At 68.5% G+C, this 17,647-nt stretch carries 20 protein-coding genes; 12 read left to right on the plus strand and 8 right to left on the minus strand.

What is annotated here, in order from left to right; genetic code table 11:
• Positions 1 to 94: 94 nt before the first annotated feature.
• From LOKHON_RS09980 to LOKHON_RS09995, 4 genes are all read right to left on the minus strand, one after another.
• Entirely contained in the window at positions 95 to 1,078 is a 984-nt protein-coding gene (locus LOKHON_RS09980) for a flagellar motor protein MotB (protein WP_017929510.1), read from the minus strand.
• A 113-nt stretch (positions 1,079 to 1,191) separates the two neighbouring features.
• On the minus strand, positions 1,192 to 1,638 hold the full coding sequence (locus LOKHON_RS09985; protein WP_017929511.1) for a Ros/MucR family transcriptional regulator: 447 nt from the start codon (positions 1,636 to 1,638) through the stop codon (positions 1,192 to 1,194).
• 130 nt (positions 1,639 to 1,768) lie between these two features.
• The gene (locus tag LOKHON_RS09990; RefSeq protein WP_081610627.1) at positions 1,769 to 2,029 is read right to left on the minus strand and encodes a MucR family transcriptional regulator; all 261 of its coding nucleotides are present in this window, start codon (positions 2,027 to 2,029) and stop codon (positions 1,769 to 1,771) included.
• Entirely contained in the window at positions 2,026 to 3,075 is a 1,050-nt protein-coding gene (locus LOKHON_RS09995) for a hypothetical protein (protein ID WP_017929513.1), read from the minus strand. The genes LOKHON_RS09990 and LOKHON_RS09995 overlap by 4 nt, the downstream gene beginning before the upstream one ends.
• 130 nt (positions 3,076 to 3,205) lie before the next feature.
• On the opposite strand from LOKHON_RS09995, the gene motA reads away from it, so the two are divergent.
• The 5 genes from motA (at position 3,206) to LOKHON_RS10020 (ending at position 7,162) form a co-directional block, all read left to right on the plus strand.
• Positions 3,206 to 4,072: a flagellar motor stator protein MotA gene (gene motA, locus LOKHON_RS10000; RefSeq protein ID WP_026147601.1), complete on the plus strand. Its 867-nt coding sequence runs from the start codon at positions 3,206 to 3,208 to the stop codon at positions 4,070 to 4,072.
• Entirely contained in the window at positions 4,069 to 4,290 is a 222-nt protein-coding gene (locus LOKHON_RS10005) for a hypothetical protein (protein WP_017929515.1), read from the plus strand. Before motA ends, LOKHON_RS10005 begins: the two co-directional genes overlap by 4 nt.
• Positions 4,280 to 4,702: a flagellar export protein FliJ gene (locus tag LOKHON_RS10010; RefSeq protein ID WP_017929516.1), complete on the plus strand. Its 423-nt coding sequence runs from the start codon at positions 4,280 to 4,282 to the stop codon at positions 4,700 to 4,702. Before LOKHON_RS10005 ends, LOKHON_RS10010 begins: the two co-directional genes overlap by 11 nt.
• 89 nt (positions 4,703 to 4,791) lie before the next feature.
• A complete protein-coding gene (locus tag LOKHON_RS10015) occupies positions 4,792 to 5,892 on the plus strand; it encodes a carboxynorspermidine decarboxylase (protein WP_017929517.1) in 1,101 nt (366 codons plus the stop codon).
• A gap of 34 nt (positions 5,893 to 5,926) precedes the next feature.
• Positions 5,927 to 7,162 carry a saccharopine dehydrogenase family protein gene (locus LOKHON_RS10020; RefSeq protein WP_017929518.1) on the plus strand — a complete coding sequence of 412 codons (1,236 nt, stop codon included), beginning with the start codon at positions 5,927 to 5,929 and terminating at the stop codon, positions 7,160 to 7,162.
• A gap of 15 nt (positions 7,163 to 7,177) precedes the next feature.
• Here the strand turns inward: LOKHON_RS10020 and LOKHON_RS10025 are convergent, their stop codons facing one another.
• Entirely contained in the window at positions 7,178 to 8,410 is a 1,233-nt protein-coding gene (locus LOKHON_RS10025; RefSeq protein ID WP_017929519.1) for an MFS transporter, read from the minus strand.
• 217 nt (positions 8,411 to 8,627) lie between these two features.
• Between LOKHON_RS10025 and LOKHON_RS10030 the strand changes: the two genes are divergently transcribed.
• The 4 genes from LOKHON_RS10030 to LOKHON_RS10045 all read left to right on the plus strand — a co-directional run bounded on the left by LOKHON_RS10030 (position 8,628) and on the right by LOKHON_RS10045 (position 11,455).
• Positions 8,628 to 9,035, plus strand: a complete 408-nt coding sequence (locus LOKHON_RS10030; protein ID WP_017929520.1) for a VOC family protein — start codon at positions 8,628 to 8,630, stop codon at positions 9,033 to 9,035.
• Positions 9,036 to 9,113: 78 nt separating this feature from the next.
• Positions 9,114 to 9,695: a TetR/AcrR family transcriptional regulator gene (locus LOKHON_RS10035; RefSeq protein ID WP_017929521.1), complete on the plus strand. Its 582-nt coding sequence runs from the start codon at positions 9,114 to 9,116 to the stop codon at positions 9,693 to 9,695.
• 12 nt (positions 9,696 to 9,707) lie between these two features.
• Positions 9,708 to 10,736: an NADP-dependent oxidoreductase gene (locus tag LOKHON_RS10040; RefSeq protein WP_017929522.1), complete on the plus strand. Its 1,029-nt coding sequence runs from the start codon at positions 9,708 to 9,710 to the stop codon at positions 10,734 to 10,736.
• 35 nt (positions 10,737 to 10,771) lie between these two features.
• Positions 10,772 to 11,455: a type 1 glutamine amidotransferase domain-containing protein gene (locus LOKHON_RS10045; protein WP_017929523.1), complete on the plus strand. Its 684-nt coding sequence runs from the start codon at positions 10,772 to 10,774 to the stop codon at positions 11,453 to 11,455.
• A 72-nt stretch (positions 11,456 to 11,527) separates the two neighbouring features.
• Here LOKHON_RS10045 and LOKHON_RS10050 read toward each other — a convergent pair whose 3' ends face one another.
• On the minus strand, positions 11,528 to 12,514 hold the full coding sequence (locus tag LOKHON_RS10050; protein WP_026147603.1) for an aldo/keto reductase: 987 nt from the start codon (positions 12,512 to 12,514) through the stop codon (positions 11,528 to 11,530).
• A 166-nt stretch (positions 12,515 to 12,680) separates the two neighbouring features.
• Between LOKHON_RS10050 and LOKHON_RS10055 the strand changes: the two genes are divergently transcribed.
• The 3 genes from LOKHON_RS10055 to LOKHON_RS10065 are packed head-to-tail and all read left to right on the plus strand — an operon-like array spanning position 12,681 to position 15,758.
• On the plus strand, positions 12,681 to 13,562 hold the full coding sequence (locus LOKHON_RS10055; RefSeq protein ID WP_017929525.1) for a putative selenate ABC transporter substrate-binding protein: 882 nt from the start codon (positions 12,681 to 12,683) through the stop codon (positions 13,560 to 13,562).
• Positions 13,562 to 14,242 carry an ATP-binding cassette domain-containing protein gene (locus LOKHON_RS10060; protein ID WP_017929526.1) on the plus strand — a complete coding sequence of 227 codons (681 nt, stop codon included), beginning with the start codon at positions 13,562 to 13,564 and terminating at the stop codon, positions 14,240 to 14,242. Before LOKHON_RS10055 ends, LOKHON_RS10060 begins: the two co-directional genes overlap by 1 nt.
• Position 14,243: 1 nt before the next feature.
• Positions 14,244 to 15,758 (plus strand): PhnE/PtxC family ABC transporter permease, encoded by a 1,515-nt coding sequence (locus tag LOKHON_RS10065; protein ID WP_017929527.1) that lies wholly within the window; start codon positions 14,244 to 14,246, stop codon positions 15,756 to 15,758.
• A 141-nt stretch (positions 15,759 to 15,899) separates the two neighbouring features.
• On the opposite strand, the gene LOKHON_RS10070 is transcribed toward LOKHON_RS10065, so the two are convergent.
• Together LOKHON_RS10070 and LOKHON_RS10075 are read right to left on the minus strand one after the other, a co-directional pair.
• Positions 15,900 to 16,826, minus strand: coding sequence for an electron transfer flavoprotein subunit alpha/FixB family protein (locus LOKHON_RS10070; RefSeq protein WP_017929528.1), 927 nt, complete (start codon positions 16,824 to 16,826; stop codon positions 15,900 to 15,902).
• Positions 16,826 to 17,584: an electron transfer flavoprotein subunit beta/FixA family protein gene (locus LOKHON_RS10075; RefSeq protein WP_017929529.1), complete on the minus strand. Its 759-nt coding sequence runs from the start codon at positions 17,582 to 17,584 to the stop codon at positions 16,826 to 16,828. Before LOKHON_RS10075 ends, LOKHON_RS10070 begins: the two co-directional genes overlap by 1 nt.
• Positions 17,585 to 17,647: the final 63 nt, after the last annotated feature.

Below are 17,647 nucleotides of genomic sequence, written 5' to 3' on the forward strand. Positions count from 1 at the left end.
GAGGCCGATTTGGGGCGAAGTTCCGCCGATCGCCGCAACCCGGCCATGAACGTGGCCATTGTGCATCATGGCGCGCCCGGCGCACCGGGCCGGTTCAACGCGGCTCCGGCGCGGGCGGCATGGTCGGCTCGGGGTATTCGAGCAGCAGCCCGATCCGCCTGTTCTGCGGGGCTTCGGGGCGATCCTCGAACAGCGGCACGGTGTCGGCCAGACCGCTGACCCGGCTGATGCGTTCGGCTGGAAAACCCGCGTCGATCAAGGCCCTGCGCGTCGCATTCGCACGATCCGACGACAGTTCCCAGTTGCCATAGCCGTCCTGTTTCGCAAAGGGCAGCGAATCCGTGTGTCCCGAGATCGCCAGCTCCTGCGGCATGTCGCGGATCGTCTCGCCGACGATCTCGATCAGCGCCTTGGTCTGCGGCACGACGCGGGCCGAGCCGGTGGCGAACATCGGCCGCTCCTCTTCGTCGAGGATCTGCATCAACAGCCCCTCGGGCGTGCGGTCGAGCCGCAGGTTGTCGCCCATATCCGCCAGCGACGGCATGGCGGCGACCCGCGCGGCGATCTCGGCCTCGATCGCGTCGAGCGCGGCGTCGCGGCGGTCGATCCGGGCCTGCAGCTGTGCGGCGGCATCGGCCATCTGCCGGGCCGCGATCTCCTCGGCGCTGGGCGGGGCGGCGTCGGCGGGCAGGTATTCGACCACCACCTCCGGCGGCTTGTCGCGCAACCGGCTGTCGAACACCTCGAGCGGGCTTTCGGCGCCGAAATCGGGCAGGTCCGGCGCGTCGTTGGGCGGCGCGCCCTCGGAGGCGGCCATGTCGCCGGCCATCTCGACCACCTGCCCGCGCATGATGCCTTCGGAGCCGCCGCCCTGCAGCGCCGACATCGAGGGCGTGAAATACTCGGCCAGACCCTGAAGCGTTTCCTCCTCGCTCGCCGCGAGGATCCACAGCAGCAGGAAGAACGCCATCATCGCCGTCATGAAGTCGGCATAGGCCACCTTCCAGCCGCCGCCGTGATGGTCGTCATGCCCGTCGTCTTCGATCTTCTTGATGATGATGGTCTGACCGGCGGCCATGCGTGTCTCTCCTGCCAGCGGCGCCCGGCGCGCCGCCCGATGGCGCGGCCCGTCGCCGGGGCCGCGTCGTTGCGATCATGGGGATGAAAAGGCGGCAGCCGGCGCCGTGCCGGTCAGCTTACGGTTTCGTCGCCCTGCCGCGCCGCATCGCGGCTGTAGCGCCCGAACCCAACCTTGCGGGCATAGTTCGCCTTGCGCTGCGAATAGCTCGGCGCGACCAGCGGCATGTCTTCGGACAGGCCGAAGGCGGCGCGGTATTCGGCCTCGGTCATGCCGTGCTCGGCGCCCAGATGCCGTTTGAGCATCTTGAACCCCTTGCCGCAGCACAGGCAGAACACCTTGTCGGGGGTCACCGCGCGCGACACCGGCAGCGCCGGCGTCAGGCCGCCCGTGACCGGCGCTTCGGGCTGCGCCGCCGCCACGGCGGCGTCCCCGAGTCCCAGCTCCCGGCGCAGCTTGGCGACGAGCGCGACGATGTCATCCGACCCGACATCGGGGCGGGCGGCATAGGAGGCGACGATAGTGCTCAGAAGTTCGCTCTTCGAATTCGGTGTGGTCATGTTCGCCCTTTCGATCAGGGTATGCGCGCAACCGGCGCATACCGGCCCCACGGGCCGGGCCGCCACGGAAGGCGGCGGGTCGAATTCTTCGACAGCACTGTTTCTATCCTTGCATGCATTCCAAGAACAATCAACAACTGCCTGCCCCCCGCGCCAGGCAGAGCGCCCGGGCGCGCCGATAGTTCGGCGCCGTCATCGGATATTCCGGCGGCAGACCCCAGCGGGCGCGGTACTCGTCGGGGGTCAGGTGCAGCGTTTCGCGCAGGTGACGGCGCAGCAGCACCAGCTTGCGGCCGGTTTCGAGGCAGATGATGTAGTCGGGGGTGACGCTGGATTCGATCGGCACCGCCGGAGGTTGTGGCGGGCGACCTGATCCGGCGGCGGCGCTCATGGCCCCGCCCCCGCGGCATTCGCCAGCGCGGCGAGACCGGCCCGCGCCGGTTGCAGCGCGCCGGCCGCGTCCTCGGCGACGGCGAACGGGTTCCAGCCGATCATCAGCGAACTTCCGGCAAGAGCCACGCCGGCCACCAGCAGCGCCGCACGCAGCGGCCGCCCGAGGCTCCAGCCCTCCTCGACCTGCACCATCGGCGCTTCGGGCGGTGTGGTCATGGCCGGCAGCAGCGGCCGCACGAAGACCCCGCCCGCGGTGATCGAAACCTGCGCGTTGTGGGTCTGGCGGCGGAACCGCGCGGCCCAGGCCTCGGGGAACTGCTCCTGCGGCATGTCGATCACCAGCGGCATGCCGGGTTTCCAGCCGGCCAGAGCGCCGCGCGGCAACACGAAGCAGCCGAAATCCTCGCTATGGCCGACATTGCCGACCGTGAGCGGCAGCTCCGAGCCCTGCGCCGCCTCGGGCTCCAGCGTCAGCCGCACCCGCGCGCCCTGCCCGTGCAGATGCGCCGAAACCAGCGCGCATTCGCGCCGCGCCGGGTCGTCGGCGGCCTCGAAGCCTTCGGGAAACAGTCGCGGCGCGGGCGGCGGCGCGGCGCGGCGCGGGCCGCGGCGTTCGCTGACCTGCGGCAGGTCGCTTTCGATCTCGTCGGCAAAGCGGCGCGCATCGCGCCCGATCACCGTTTCGGGGTCGAGCCCCTCCTCGCGGGCAAAGCGGTAGTTGATCGCGTAATCCTGCGCGCTCTCGCTCAGCCCCTCGGTCGAGGCGGCCAGCGCAAGAAGCTGTTGTTCCTCGGAAAACCGCACGCGGCGCGTGGCATGGCCTTCGACCTGCGGCACAACGGCAAGGGTGTCGGCCATCTCGCCAAGGCTCTCGCGCAGCGTGTCGAGCACGCGCCCCGCCTCGTCGCGGTGATGCACCATCAGCTCGCAGCGCCCCGACCCGTCGAGCCGCACCATGAGCTGCATGCCGTCGGGCCAGCCGCGCAGCACGCCGCGCAGGCTGTCTTCCTCGAGGAAATAGGCGAGTGTCTCGACGCTGCTCATTTCAAACACCCTTGCGGCAAACTTGGGAACTATCCTTGTTTATGCTTGAAATGGTGTCAATTATCCTTATCCGATTTGGGCGGAAAGTCGCGATGCTGTGTCGCGGGCGCAAGGTTTTCGGAGGGCTGCGATGACCCTAATCCTCGGACTTGTCATGGTCTTCGGGCTCGTCTTCGGCGGCTTCATGCTGTCGGGCGGCAACATGGACATCGTGCTCTACGCGCTGCCCTATGAAGGCATGATGATCGGCGGCGCGGCGCTCGGCGCCTTCGTGATCGCCAACTCCATGACCGTCATCAAGAGCGCCATGAAGGGCATCGGCAAGGTGATGAAGGGGCCGAAATGGAAGGCCTCGGATTACGAGGCGCTGCTGAACCTGATGTTCGAGCTGAGCCGGCTCTACAAGCAGAAGGGCATCCTCGCGCTCGACGAGCATATCGAAACCCCCAAGGACAGCGCGATCTTCCAGCGCTACCCGACCATCCTTAAGGATCACTTCGCCACCGAGCTGATCACCGACAGCTTTCGCATGCTGGCGATGCAGTTCGATGACAAGTACCAGACCGAGGACGTGATCAACCGCAAGATCAAGAAGCACCACCACGAGGCGCTGGGTGCGGCGGGCGCGATCCAGACCATGGCCGACGGCCTGCCCGCGATCGGCATCGTCGCCGCCGTGCTCGGCGTGATCAAGACCATGTCCTCGATCGACCAGCCGCCAGAGGTGCTGGGCAAGATGATCGGCGGCGCGCTGGTCGGCACCTTCCTCGGCGTGTTCCTCGCCTATTGCATGGTACAGCCGATCTCGGGGCGGCTGAAGCAGATCGAGGACGAGGACGGCGCCTTTTACATGATCATCCGCGACATCTTCGTCGCCATGGTCGCCAACCACCCGCCGAACATCTGCGTCGAGATCGGCCGCGGCAACATCCCCACCTCCAAACAGCCCGATTTCTACCGCGTCGAGGCCGCGCAGAAGGAGCTTCCGGCGGCATGATCCGCGCGGCCTTCCTGCTGACGCTTCTGGCCGGGCCTGCCGTCGCTGCGGGGCCGGCCGAACCCGCGAAGGAAGAAGAGCCCGCGCCCGTCCCCGGCGCCCCGCCTGCCCCCTATGCGCTGCTGCCGCCCGAGCAGGCCAACGCCTTTCCGCCCGAGATCCTCGCGAGGATGCGCGAGGCGCTCAAGGCGCTGGAGCAGGCCCGCGATGGCCGATAGGCGCGACCGCGCGCTCGGGCTGATCGAGCGGCTGCACCGGATCGAGGTCGAGGCGCGCGCGGTCGAGCTTGGCGCGCTGCGCGACCGCATGGCCGATCTGGAGCGCCAGAGCAGCGAGACCGCCGAGGCGCTGGCGCGCGACGGGCGCATCACCAGCATCGAATCCGCGCCCTATGTCGGCGCCTATATCCGCGATGCCCGCGCCCAGATCGGCGCGCTCGACCGCGCGCGGCAGGAGCTGGAGCCGCAGGCCGAGGCGCTGGAAGAGGCGATGCGCGAGGGGTTCCGCGAGATGAAGACGGTGGCCACGGTCGCCGCGCGCGCCCGGCTGCGCAAGCTGCGCGACGCGCGGGCGCGCGAGGCCGCGGAGACCGACGAGATGGTGCTTTTGCGCTGGGGCCGCGACGGTTGAACGGAACGGCTCCTGTTGAGCCTGCCGCCGCCGATGTCTATATGCCCCTCGCGCCACCCGCCCGTGGCCCGACGCGCGAGGGAGCTTTGATGTCGCCGAGAACGCCCTACTACCTGATCGACAAGCAGGCGCTGCTGCCCAATCTCGAAAAGATCGCCCGCCTGCGCGAGCTTTCGGGGGCCAAGTCGCTGCTGGCGCTGAAATGTTTCGCCTCGTGGTCGGTGTTCGACCTGATGAGCGAGTACATGGACGGCACGACCTCGTCGTCGCCCTTCGAGGTCAAGCTCGGGCGCAGCCATTTCCCCGGCGAGACCCACGCCTACTCGGTCGCCTGGGACGAGGCGGACATGGCGGAGGTGCTCGAAAACTCCGACAAGATCATCTTCAACACGATCGGCCAGCTGGAGCGGTTCGGCGAGGCCGCGAAGGACCACGTGCGCGGGTTGCGCGTGAACCCCGGCATCAGCTCGTCCTCGTTCGACATCGCCGACCCGGCCCGCCCGTTTTCGCGGCTGGGCGAACATGACCCGGCCCGGATCGAGACCGTCTGCGACCGCGTTACCGGTTTCATGTTCCACAACAATTGCGAGAACGCGGATTTCGACCGCTTCGACGCGATGCTGGGCCAGATCGAGCAGCGCTTCGGCCATCTGATCGCCCGCATGGAGTGGATCAGCCTCGGCGGCGGCATCCATTTCACCGGCGAAGGCTACCCGCTGGAAAAGCTGGCCGAGCGGCTGAAACGCTTCTCGGACGAGTACGGCGTGCAGGTCTATCTCGAACCCGGCGAAGCGGCGATCACCAATTCGACCACGCTGGAGCTGACCGTGCTCGACACGCTCGACAATGGCAAGAACCTCGCCATCGTCGACAGCTCGATCGAGGCGCACATGCTCGACCTGCTGATCTACCGCGAAAGCGCGAAGGTCGCGCCGAACACCGGCGATCACGAATGGATGGTCTGCGGCAACAGCTGCCTTGCGGGTGATATCTTTGGCGAATTCCGTTTCGAGCAGCCCCTGAAACCCGGCGACCGCGTGTCGATCCGCGATGCGGCGGGCTACACGATGGTCAAGAAGAACTGGTTCAACGGCGTGCGCATGCCCGCCATCGCGGTACGCGATCTCGACGGCACGGTGCGCACGGTGCGCGAATTCGGTTATGGTGACTTCGAAGCCGCCCTGTCCTGAGGTGCGGCAACACATGAAAGGAGGCTCGAGGGTCTTGAAAAAGAACGTCCTCATCATCGGCGCCGGTGGCGTCGCCCAGGTCGTGGCGCATAAATGCGCGCAGAACGCCGACCTGCTCGGAGACATCCACATCGCTTCGCGCACGCAGGCGAAATGCGAGGCGATCCTCGCATCGGTCCGTGACAAGGGGGCCCACAAGACCGACGGCGCCCTGATGGCCCACGAGGTCGACGCGACCGACAGCCGCGCGGTCGCCGCGCTGATCGACAAGACCGGCGCGCAGATCGTCATCAACGTCGCCTCGGCCTTCGTGAACATGCACGTGCTCGAAGCCTGCATCGAGACCGGCGTGGCCTATATCGACACGGCGATCCACGAAGAGCCCGACAAGATCTGCGAAACCCCGCCGTGGTACGGCAACTATGAATGGAAGCGCCGCGAGCGCTGCGCCGAAAAGGGCGTCACCGCGATCCTCGGCGCGGGCTTCGATCCGGGCGTGGTCAACGCCTATGCCCGCTATGCCATCGACGAGTACATGGACGAGGTGAAGTCCATCGACATCGTCGACATCAACGCCGGCAGCCACGGCAAGTACTTCGCCACGAACTTCGACCCGGAGATCAACTTTCGCGAGTTCACCGGCACGGTCTATGCGTGGCAGAACGGCGAATGGACCTCGAACGAGATGTTCGAGGTGGGCCATGACTGGGACCTGCCCGTCGTCGGCACCCAGCGCGCCTACATGTCGGGCCATGACGAGGTGCATTCGCTCGCCGCGAACTACCCGCAGGCCGACGTGCGCTTCTGGATGGGTTTCGGCGAGCATTACATCAACGTCTTCACCGTGCTGAAGAACATCGGGCTTCTCTCCGAGCAGCCGGTCAAGCTGGCCGAGGGCCAGGAGGTCGTGCCGCTCAAGGTGGTGAAGGCCTGCCTGCCCGACCCGTCGAGCCTGGCGCCCGACTACACCGGCAAGACCTGCATCGGTGATCTGGTGAAGGGCACCAAGGGCGGCGAAGAGGTCGAGGTCTTCGTCTACAACGTGGCCGACCACAAGGAGGCCTATGAAGAGGTCGGGTCGCAGGGCATCTCCTATACCGCGGGCGTGCCGCCCGTCGCCGCGGCGATGCTGATCGCCACCGGCGAGTGGGACGCCAAGGAAATGCGCAATGTCGAGGAGATGGACCCCAAGCCGTTCCTCAAGGTGCTGAGCGAGATCGGCCTCGGCACATGGGTGCGCAAGGACGGCGTCGAGACCCGCGTCTTCTGATCTGGGGCGGGCGGCCTAGCGCCGCCCGCCCGCCAGCTGCGCCGCCTCCGGCAGGCGGCGCAGCCACAGCATCGCGCCCGCGCCGATCACCGGCCCCGGCACGAGCACGAGAAACGCCCAGCGCCAGCCCCCCATCGCCTGCGCCACCCATGGCATGATCTGGATCGCCACGACCGTGAGCGCAAAGCCGATGCCGAGCTGCAGCGTCACGGAGGTGCCGACCAGCTGCGGCTTGGCCAGCTCGGTCACGGCGGCCGAGAATTGCGCGCTGTCGGCAACCACGGTGATCCCCCAGACAAGCGCCACCAGCGCGAGCAGCCAGCCCGGCCCGTCGAAGGCAAACCCGATGGCAAGCGCCGAGGCGCCCGACAGGCCCATCATCCACGCCGTCGTCGCACACCGCCCGATTCGATCCGACAAGGCCCCGGCGAGCACGCATCCCACGGCGCCTGACGCCACCACGAGAAAGGTGAGCATCGACGCGGAACCCGTTGGAAACGGGATGATTTCCGCCTCTGCCGCCGTCGCGAAGGCAAGAAACCACGCCCACATGGCGTAAAGCTCCCACATGTGGCCGAAATAGCCGAGATTGGCGAGCATCACGCCCCGGTCGCGCAGCACCGCAAGGCTTTGCCGCGGATCGAACGTGGCGCGCCCGAAGCCATGCGGCCCCTCCGTGAGCCCAAGCCCGAACAGCGCCGCCGCCAGCCCCGTGGCCGCCGTGGTGCCGATCACCACCGCGCGCCAGTCGAGCCCCTCGGTCAGCGCGCGCAGCAGATGCGGCATCGAGGAGCCGAGCGTCAACGCCCCGATCAGAAAGCCGAGCGCCAGACCCCGCCCGCGGGTGAACCACGTCGCCATCAGCTTGATCGCGGGCGGATAGACCCCGGCCAGCGCCGCGCCGGTGAGCGCCCGTGCCGCGATCGCCATGCCCGCCCCCGGCTCCAAGAGCAGCACCGCGTTGGCCAGCGCCGCGACCAGCGCCGACACCGCCATGAGACGCGGCAGCGCCACGATGTCGGGCAGATTGACGAGGCTTGCCATCACCGCCCCCGCGACGAAGCCGAGCTGCACCGCGTTGGTCAGCCAGGCCTGCGCGCTCGCGCCGAGATCCCAGTCGCGCACCAGATCGGGCAGGATCGCGGTGGCCGAGAACCAGCTCGTCATCGCGCAGACCACGCCCGCGCAGATCAGCGCCAGCGCGCGCCAGCGGCCCGGCGCGAGGGGACCCGCGGTCGCCGCGGTCATGCGCTCCCCCGGCGCATAAGGGGATTTCGCGCCATTCGGAACGAAAACACCCCATTCGTTCCGTCGCCGTGTTGCCTGATCCGATCCGTCATGCCGCCTCCTGCGTCCGGGCCGCGACACTCGCCCGCCATGCCCCCCGTGTCGAGAGGTCGCTGGACCCCGCCGGGGGGCTTTGGCATTCGGTTGACGCAGACGTGTTCCGACAGAGGAGGCCGGGATGGCCAAGATGATCCATTCGATGATCCGCGTGAAGGACGAGGCGCGGTCGCTCGAATTCTATGACAAGGCATTCGGCCTCAAGGTCGCCGACAAGCTCGATTTCGACGATTTCGCGCTGATCTATCTCGCGAATGACGAGACGAGCTTCGAGCTGGAGCTGACCGTCAACAAGGGCGAACCGAAGGATTACGATCTCGGCGATGGCTATGGCCATCTCGCCGTGTCGGTGGAGGCGGCCGAGCTGGAGCCGCTGCACCACAAGCTGACCGAGCTGGGCCACCAGCCGCGCAGCATCGTCGAGTTCCAGCCCGGCGGCGAAGTGGTCGCCAAGTTCTTCTTCGTGGCCGACCCCGATGGCTACCAGATCGAGGTGCTGGCCCGCACCGGGCGCTTCGCCAAACTCTGAACGTCTTGGGGCAGCCTTCGGGCTGCCTTGGCGTCAGCGCCCCTAGACGACCGGTCTAGTGACCCCCATCTGGGGCCCATGACCGAGACGCGACAGCACATCATCGACACCGGCCGCCGCCTCGCGGCCCAGCGCGGCTATACCGCGGTGGGCCTGTCCGAGCTTCTGGCCGAGGCGGGCGTGCCCAAGGGCAGCTTCTACCATTACTTTAAATCGAAGGAGGCCTTCGGCTGCGCGCTGCTCGAAGGCTTCGTCGAGGGCTATGGCGCCGATCTGGGCCAGACGCTCTACGCGCCGGACCTGCCCGCGCGCGACCGGCTGATGGCCTATTTTGCCCGCTGGCGCGCCAACCAGACCGGCGGCGCACCCGAGGCCCGCTGCCTCGTGGTGAAGCTCTCGGCCGAGATCGCCGATCTTTCGCCGGGGATGCGCGACATTCTCGACCGCGGCGTGTCGGAGATCATCTCCCGCCTCGCCCGCGCGGTGCGCGACGGCGCCGAGGATGGCTCGCTGCCGCGCCATGCCGAGCCGGACCGGATCGCCACGGCGCTCTACCAGATCTGGCTGGGTGCGAGCCTGATGGCCGCGCTCTCGCATGACGCCACCCCGTTCGACAGCGCCGAGGCGACGACCGCCCGGCTGCTCGACCATCATCACTGAAGGAGACCACAGATGCCGCAGACCAAGGACACCAACCGCCGCTGGGTTCTGGCCGAGCGCCCCAAGGGCGAGCCGAACGACGACACGCTGCGGCTCGAGACCGCCGAGGTGCCCGAGCCCAAGGATGGCGAGGTGCTGCTGCGCACCGAATTCCTGTCGCTCGACCCCTACATGCGCGGCCGGATGAGCGACGCGCCCTCCTATGCCGCCCCGGTCGAGATCGACCAGGTGATGGTCGGCGGCACCGTGGCCCGCGTCGCGGCCTCGAAGAACGACAACTTCGCCGAGGGCGACCGCGTGGTCAGCTTTTCGGGCTGGCAGGATTACGCCGTCTCCGACGGCACCGGGCTGATCAAGCTCGACGCGAACATGCCCGAGCCGTCCTGGGCGCTCGGCGTGCTCGGCATGCCCGGCTTCACCGCATGGGCGGGCCTGACACAGATCGGCCAGCCGAAAGAGGGTGAGACGCTCGTCGTCGCCGGGGCGACCGGCCCGGTCGGCGCGACCGTCGGCCAGATCGGCAAGATCCTCGGCCTGCGCGTGGTCGGCGTCGCCGGCGGGGCGGAGAAATGCGCCCATGCGGTCGACACGCTCGGCTTCGACGCCTGCGTCGACCACAAATCCGACAGCTTCGCCGAGGATCTCGCGCGCGAGACGCCCGACGGCATCGACATCTATTTCGAAAATGTCGGCGGCAAGGTGCTCGACGCGGTGATCCCGCAGCTCAACTCCAACGCCCGCGTGCCGGTCTGCGGCCTGATCTCCCAGTACAACGCCACCGCGCTGCCCGAGGGGCCGGACCGGATGAACTGGCTGATGGGGCTGATCCTGCGCAAGCGGATCACCATGCGCGGCTTCATCATCTTTGACGATTTCGGTCATCTTTACCAGGACTTCGCCCGCGAGGTCGGCCCCTGGGTCCAAGAGGGCCGCATCAAGTACCGCGAGGAGATGATCGACGGTCTGGAACAGGCGCCCGAGGCTTTCGTTGGCCTGCTGCGCGGCGAAGCCTTCGGCAAGCGCGTGATCCGCGTCGCCTGAACGGCACCGCCCCCGGAATTCAAAGGAAAGACCCCATGACCAAGATTTTGATGATCCTCACCTCGCATGACCGCCTTGGCGACACCGGCGAGAAAACCGGCTTCTGGCTCGAGGAGTTCGCGGCCCCCTACTATGTCTTCAAGGATGCGGGCGCGGAGATCACGCTCGCCTCGCCGCAGGGCGGCCAGCCGCCGCTCGACCCCAAGAGCGACGCCGAGGATTTCCAGACCGACGCCACCCGCCGCTTCAAGGACGACAAGGACGCGCAGGAACAGCTTGCCGCGACCGAGCGGCTCGACGAGATCTATCCGACGCAATACGACGCCGTGTTCTATCCCGGCGGCCACGGCCCGATGTGGGATCTCGCCGAGAACGCCGACAGCCGCCGCATCATCGAGGCCTTCGTGAACAATGACCGCCCGCTCGGCGCGGTCTGCCACGCGCCCGCCATCTTCCGCCACACCGAGACCGAAGCCGGCGCGCCGCTGGTCGAGGGCCGCAAGGTCACCGGTTTCACCAATGGCGAGGAAGAGGGCGTCGGTCTCACCGATGTCGTGCCCTTCCTGCTCGAGGACATGCTCAAGGAAAAGGGCGGCGATTACCGCAAAGGCGAGGATTGGGGGCCCTTCGTGGTCACCGACGGCAAGCTGGTCACCGGCCAGAACCCGGCCTCGTCCGAGGGCGCGGCGAAAGAGCTTCTGAAGCTGCTCGACGCCTGATCGAAGACCGCGCCCGACGGCACGACCGGGGCCCGTCCGCGCATCGCGCGGGCGGGCCTTTTCGCGTGGCGCCTACCAGCGGTCGTGCACATGCGGGCGGATGCGCGCCTCGTAGATCTCGCGCACGCCGTCCATCAGCTCCTGCGGGATCACCGGCAGCCCGCTCGCGGCGGCGTTGGAATTGGCCTGATCGGGGGTCTTCGCGCCGGGGATCACCACCGTCACCGCCTCTTGCATCAGGATCCAGCGCAGCGCCACCTGCGCCATGTTCGCCTCGGCCGGCATCAGGTCGCGGATCGCCTCCACCGCGTCGAGCGCGACATCGAAGGGCACGCCCGCGAAGGTCTCGCCCTTGTCGAAGGCGGCGCCGTCGCGGTTGAAATGGCGGTGGTCGTCCTCGGCAAAACGGGTGTCGCGGCCCATCTTGCCGGTGAGCAGCCCCGAAGCCAGCGGCACCCGCACGATCACCGCCTTGTGGCGCGCGCGGGCCTGCGGAAAGAACAGCTCCGCCGGGCGCTGGCGGAACATGTTGTAGATGATCTGCACCGAATCGACATTGTCGTATTCGATCGCCTTCAGCCCCTCCTCGACCTTCTCGACCGACACGCCGTAGCGGCGGATCTTGCCGCGCGACACCAGGTCGTCGAGCGCACCGAACACCTCGGGGCGGTAATAGACCTCCCATGGCGGGCAGTGCAGCTGCACGAGGTCGAGCGTGTCGGTGCCCAGATTGGTCAGGCTACGATCGACGAAGTTCTCCATCGCCTGCGCGGTGTAGCCATCGGCCACGTGCGGATCGAGCCTGCGGCCCAGCTTGGTCGCCACGAAGGGGGCCTCGCCACCGCGCTCGGCGATCACCGCCCCGATGATCCGTTCCGAGCGCCCATCGCCATAGACATCCGCCGTGTCGATGAAATTCACGCCCGCATCGAGCGCGGCGTGCAGCGCCGCGCGGGCATCCGCCTCGCTCACCTCGCCCCATGTGCCGCCGATCGCCCAGGCGCCGAAGCCGATCTCGCCGACCGTCCGCCCGGTGCGCCCGAAGGTTCTGCTCGCCATGCCCATCTCGTTCTCTCCTCGCTGTCGGCTGCGCCCATGTTCCCCGAAGCTAGACCGCGCTCCTGCCGCCGACCAGAGCCGCCGCGCCGCCGCCGGCCCGCCGCCTGCTGTCTTGCCACCCGCGCTGCAGCGCCTAGAAGGGGGGGACAGCACCGGAGACAGCTTCATGACGATCCGCCTCAGCCACAGCGCCCTCGCGCTCGGCCTCCTGATCGCGGCGGCCCTGCCCGCCACCGCGCAGGACGCGCCGACGCTCTATTTCTCGGCCATCCCCGACGATGACGAGACCAAGCTGGAAGAGCGATTCGACAAGGTCGCGGACTATCTCGAAGAGACGCTCGGCGTGCCGGTGGACTATGTCCCGGTCAAGGATTACGCCGCCTCGGTCACCGCGTTCCGCAACGACCAGATCCAGCTGGCATGGTTCGGCGGGCTTTCGGGCGTGCAGGCGCGCCGGCTGGTGCCGGGCAGCCGCGCCATCGCCCAAGGCGCCGAGGACGAATATTTCATCAGCTACATCATCGCCAACACCGGCACCGGCATCACCGCCACCGGCAATGGCGACCTGCCCGAAGCGATCGGCGGGCGCAGCTTCACCTTCGGCGCGCAGGGCTCGACCTCGGGGCGCTTGATGCCGGAATATTTCCTGCGCGAGATCACCGGCAAGGCGCCGGACGAGATCTTCTCGGATATCGGCTATTCGGGCGATCACGGCCAGACGATGCGGCTCGTGGCCTCCGGCGCCTATGATCTCGGCGCGCTGAACTACAGCGTCTACGACACGGCGGTGGCCGAAGCGGCGGCGGAAACCGAAACCACCGACGTGATCTGGCGTTCGCCGCCCTACCCCGACTACAACTGGACCATCCGCGGCGATGTCGACGCGCGCTGGGGCGACGGCTTTGCCGACCGGGTGCAGGCGGCGCTGATCGGGATCGACGACGCCGAGCTTCTCGCCAGCTTTCCGCGCAGCGCCTTCATCGCCTCCGAGAACGCGCTCTATGCGCCGATCGAGGAGACGGCGCGAGAGCTCGACCTGATCGACTGATGCCGCCCGCGCCGCTTTTGCGCTTCGAGGACGAGACGCTCTCATGGGACGGCATGGCCGTGCTGGAGCAAGTGACGCTGGCGCTGTCGCGCGGCGAACGGCTGGTCCTGCTGGGGCGCAGCGGATCGGGCAAGAGCACGCTGCTCAACGCGATCCGGCTCCGGCTGGAGGCGGCACGGCCCGCGCCGCGTCTCGCGCTGGTGCCGCAGGATCCCGGCCTCGTGCCGCAGCTGTCGGTGTTTCACAATGTCTGGATGGGCCGGCTCGACGATCATTCGGCGGCGCGCGGGCTGCGGGTGCTGCTGCGTCCCTCGCGCATCGAACGCGACCGCGCCGCCCCCGCCATCGCCCGCGTCGGGCTGACGGGGCTTGAGCGGCGGCGCGTCGCCTCGCTTTCGGGCGGGCAGAAACAGCGCACGGCGCTGGCCCGCGCGCTGCTGCGCGGCGGCGAGGTGCTGATCGCGGACGAACCGGTTTCGGCGGTCGATCCGCGCCAGTCGGGCGATCTTCTCGCGGCGCTCGCCGACCGCTTCGACACCATGGTTCTGGCGCTGCACGACCCGGCCCGCGCGCTGGCGCTCGGCACGAGGATCATCGGCGTGGCCGCCGGGCGGATCGCCATCGACCGCCCGGCATCGGCGCTGTCGCTCGCCGATCTGCACGCGCTCTACGAGGGCTGAGATGGCCGCGCGCCCCCGCCGCCTGCGGGCCTCTCGCGTGCTGGCGGGGTTCGGCCTCGCCACGCTCGTGGCGCTGATCCTCGCCGATCTGGAGCTTGCGCATCCCGACCCGTGGCTGACGCTGCGCCGGATCGGCGCGGGGCTCGCCGCGCCCGATTTCGGCGATCCCGGCGCGCTGGCCTATGCCGCGGCGCTCACCGTGGCCTTCGCGATCTGCGGCGTCTTTGCCGGGGCGGTCTCGGGCTTCGTGCTCAGCTTCGGCTATGCCTGGGGGCCCGTCCGGGGCCTGTGCATCGCGGTACGGTCGGTGCACGAGCTGTTCTGGGCGCTGCTGCTGCTCGGCATCACCGGGCTTGGCCCGCTGACCGGCGTTCTCGCCATCGCCCTGCCCTATGCGGGCATCTTCGCCAAGGTCTTTGCCGAATACCTCGCCGAGGCCGATCCCGCCGCCGCCCGCGCCCTGCCGCGCCGCACCCCGCCGCTGTCGCGCCTTCTATGGAGCCGCCTGCCGCTGGCGCTGCCAGAGCTTGGCGCCTACACGCTCTACCGGCTCGAATGCGGGCTGCGCTCCTCCGCCGTGCTCGGCTTCGTCGGGCTGCCGACGCTGGGCTATTTGCTGGAGACCGATTTCCGGCAGGCGCATTACGGCGCGGCGGCGGCCTCGCTCGCGGTCTATCTCGCCCTGATCCTGCCGATCCGGCACTGGATGCGGCTGCGTCTCGCGCCGCTCTGGCTCGGCGCCTCGGTCTGGCTGCTCGCGCGTCACCCGGCGCCGCCGATGGGCGACGGCGCCTTGTTGCGGTTTCTGTCGGACGCGGTGCCCGCGCCGATCCGGGCGGGCGACTGGGCCGGTCTGGGGCCATGGCTGGGACGCATGCTCGGCGAGCAGGCCCTGCCCGGCATCGTCGCCACGCTGATCCTGTCGCAGGTCGCGCTGGCGCTCGCCGCCGCCATCGCCGTCACCGGGTTTCCGCTGATCGTGACCCGCGTGACGGGCCGGGCGGGCGCGCTTGCCGGTCATCTCGTGCTGGTGCTGGCCCGCTCGGTCCCCGACTACATGCTGGCCTTTTTGATCCTGCAGGTCACCGGCCCCTCGATGCTGCCCGCGATCCTCGCGCTCGGGCTGCACAACGGCGCGATCATCGCGCATCTGATGGGACGGCAGGGCGACGCGATGACCGCCCGGCTGCGCCCCGATGCGCCGCGCGGACTTCGGCTCGCGGCGTGGGAGCTCATGCCGCGCCTGTCGGGCAATTTCTTCGCGCTCTGCCTGTATCGCTGGGAAATCATCGTCCGCGACAGCGCCATCCTCGGGCTTCTGGGCATCGCCACGCTCGGCTTCTACGTCGATGCGGCGGTGCAGGAGCTGCGCACCGACCGCGCGGTGCTGCTGCTCGTGGTCTCGGCGCTGCTGACGCTCGGCATCGACGGGCTTTCAGGCTGGATCAGGGGGCGGATGCGGATTACCGCACCGGGCATGCGCAAGGCCGAGCCGGAGGCGGTGGAGGCCGCCTGAAAGCAGCGCATGAAGGCCTGGGGCCGCCCCCGTGGCTGGCCGGTCGGTTTGCGTATTTGAGGAACAAAGTGGCCATGAGGCGGGCACGAAAAGACCCGGCGCGGGGCTCCGCGCCGGGCCTCGGTTTGACGTCGTGCGGCGTCAGAGCTTTTCGGTCAGCTCGGGCAGCGCGGTGAACAGGTCGGCGACGAGGCCGTAATCGGCCACCTGGAAGATCGGCGCCTCCTCGTCCTTGTTGATCGCCACGATGACCTTGCTGTCCTTCATCCCGGCAAGATGCTGGATCGCGCCGGAAATGCCGACCGCGACGTAGAGCGCAGGCGCCACCACCTTGCCGGTCTGGCCGACCTGCCAGTCGTTCGGGGCAAAGCCCGAATCGACCGCGGCGCGCGAGGCGCCGACGGCGGCGCCGAGCTTGTCGGCCAGCGTCTCGATCAGCGCGAAGTTCTCCTCGGACCCGACGCCGCGCCCGCCAGACACCACGATGCCCGCGCTGGTCAGCTCGGGCCGGTCGCTCTCGGCGAGCTTGTCCTCGACCCAGGCCGACAGGCCGGGATCGGAGGCCGCGGCCACATCCTCGACCGAGGCCGAGCCGCCATCGCCCGCCGGCTCGAAACCGGTGGTGCGGATGGTGATGACCTTGGTCGCGTCCCTGGACCGCACCGTCTGCACCGCGTTGCCGGCATAGACCGGGCGGTCGAAGCTGCCGTCCTCATGCACCGCCAGCACGTCGGGGATGATCATCACGTCCAGAAGCGCGGCCACGCGCGGCATGATGTTCTTGGCGTCCGTGGTCGCGGGCGCGGCCACGTGATCGTGCCCCTCGGCCAGCTGCGCGATCAGCGCCGCGACCGGCTCGGCCAGCCGGTGGCTGTAAAGCCCGTCCTCGGCGCAGAGCACCTTTGCGACGCCGTCGATCTGCGCGGCCTCCTCGGCGGCGGCCTTCGCGCTCGCCCCGACGCACAAAAGCGTCACGTCGCCAAGCAGCGCCATCGCGGCGACGGCGCGGGCGGTGGCGTCATGGCCCAGCTCGCCATCCGTCACCTCGGCAAGAAGCAGAACCGACATCACACCACCCCCAGATCTTTGAGCTTCTCGACCAGCTCGTCCACCGAGCCGACCATCATCCCCGCCTTGCGCGCCGGCGGCTCGGCGGTCTTCACCACCTCCAGCCGGGGCGAGACGTCGACGCCGTAATCCGCCGCCGTCTTCTCGTCCAAGGGCTTCTTCTTGGCCTTCATGATGTTCGGCAAAGAGGCATAGCGCGGCTCGTTCAGGCGCAGATCCACCGACACGATCGCCGGCAGCTTGACCGAGATGGTCTGCAGGCCGCCATCGACCTCGCGGGTGACCTGCGCGTGCTCGCCGTCGATCTTCACCTCCGAGGCAAAGGTGGCCTGGGACCAGCCCAAGAGCGCCGAAAGCATCTGGCCGGTGGCGTTCATGTCGTTGTCGATCGCCTGCTTGCCGCAGAGCACCATCTGCGGCTGCTCCTCCTCCACGACCTTGGCGAGGATCTTGGCCACCGCCAGCGGCTCGATGTCCTGATCGGGGCTGTCGGCCGCCTGCACGAGGATCGCGCGATCCGCGCCCATCGCCAGAGCGGTGCGCAGCGTCTCCTGCGCCTGCTTGACGCCGATCGAGACCGCGACCACCTCCGAGGCGACGCCCGCCTCCTTCAGCCGGATCGCCTCTTCGACCGCGATCTCGTCGAACGGGTTCATCGACATCTTCACATTCGCAAGATCGACACCGGACCCGTCCGACTTCACACGGACCTTCACGTTGTAATCGATCACCCGCTTCACGGGGACGAGGATTTTCATAACCACCCTTTCCTGACGGACTTTCGTCAGATTGGTAGCGCGCGATATTCCCGCGCGACAGGG

It is taken from the genome of Limimaricola hongkongensis DSM 17492 (assembly GCF_000600975.2).
GTDB lineage: Bacteria > Pseudomonadota > Alphaproteobacteria > Rhodobacterales > Rhodobacteraceae > Limimaricola > Limimaricola hongkongensis.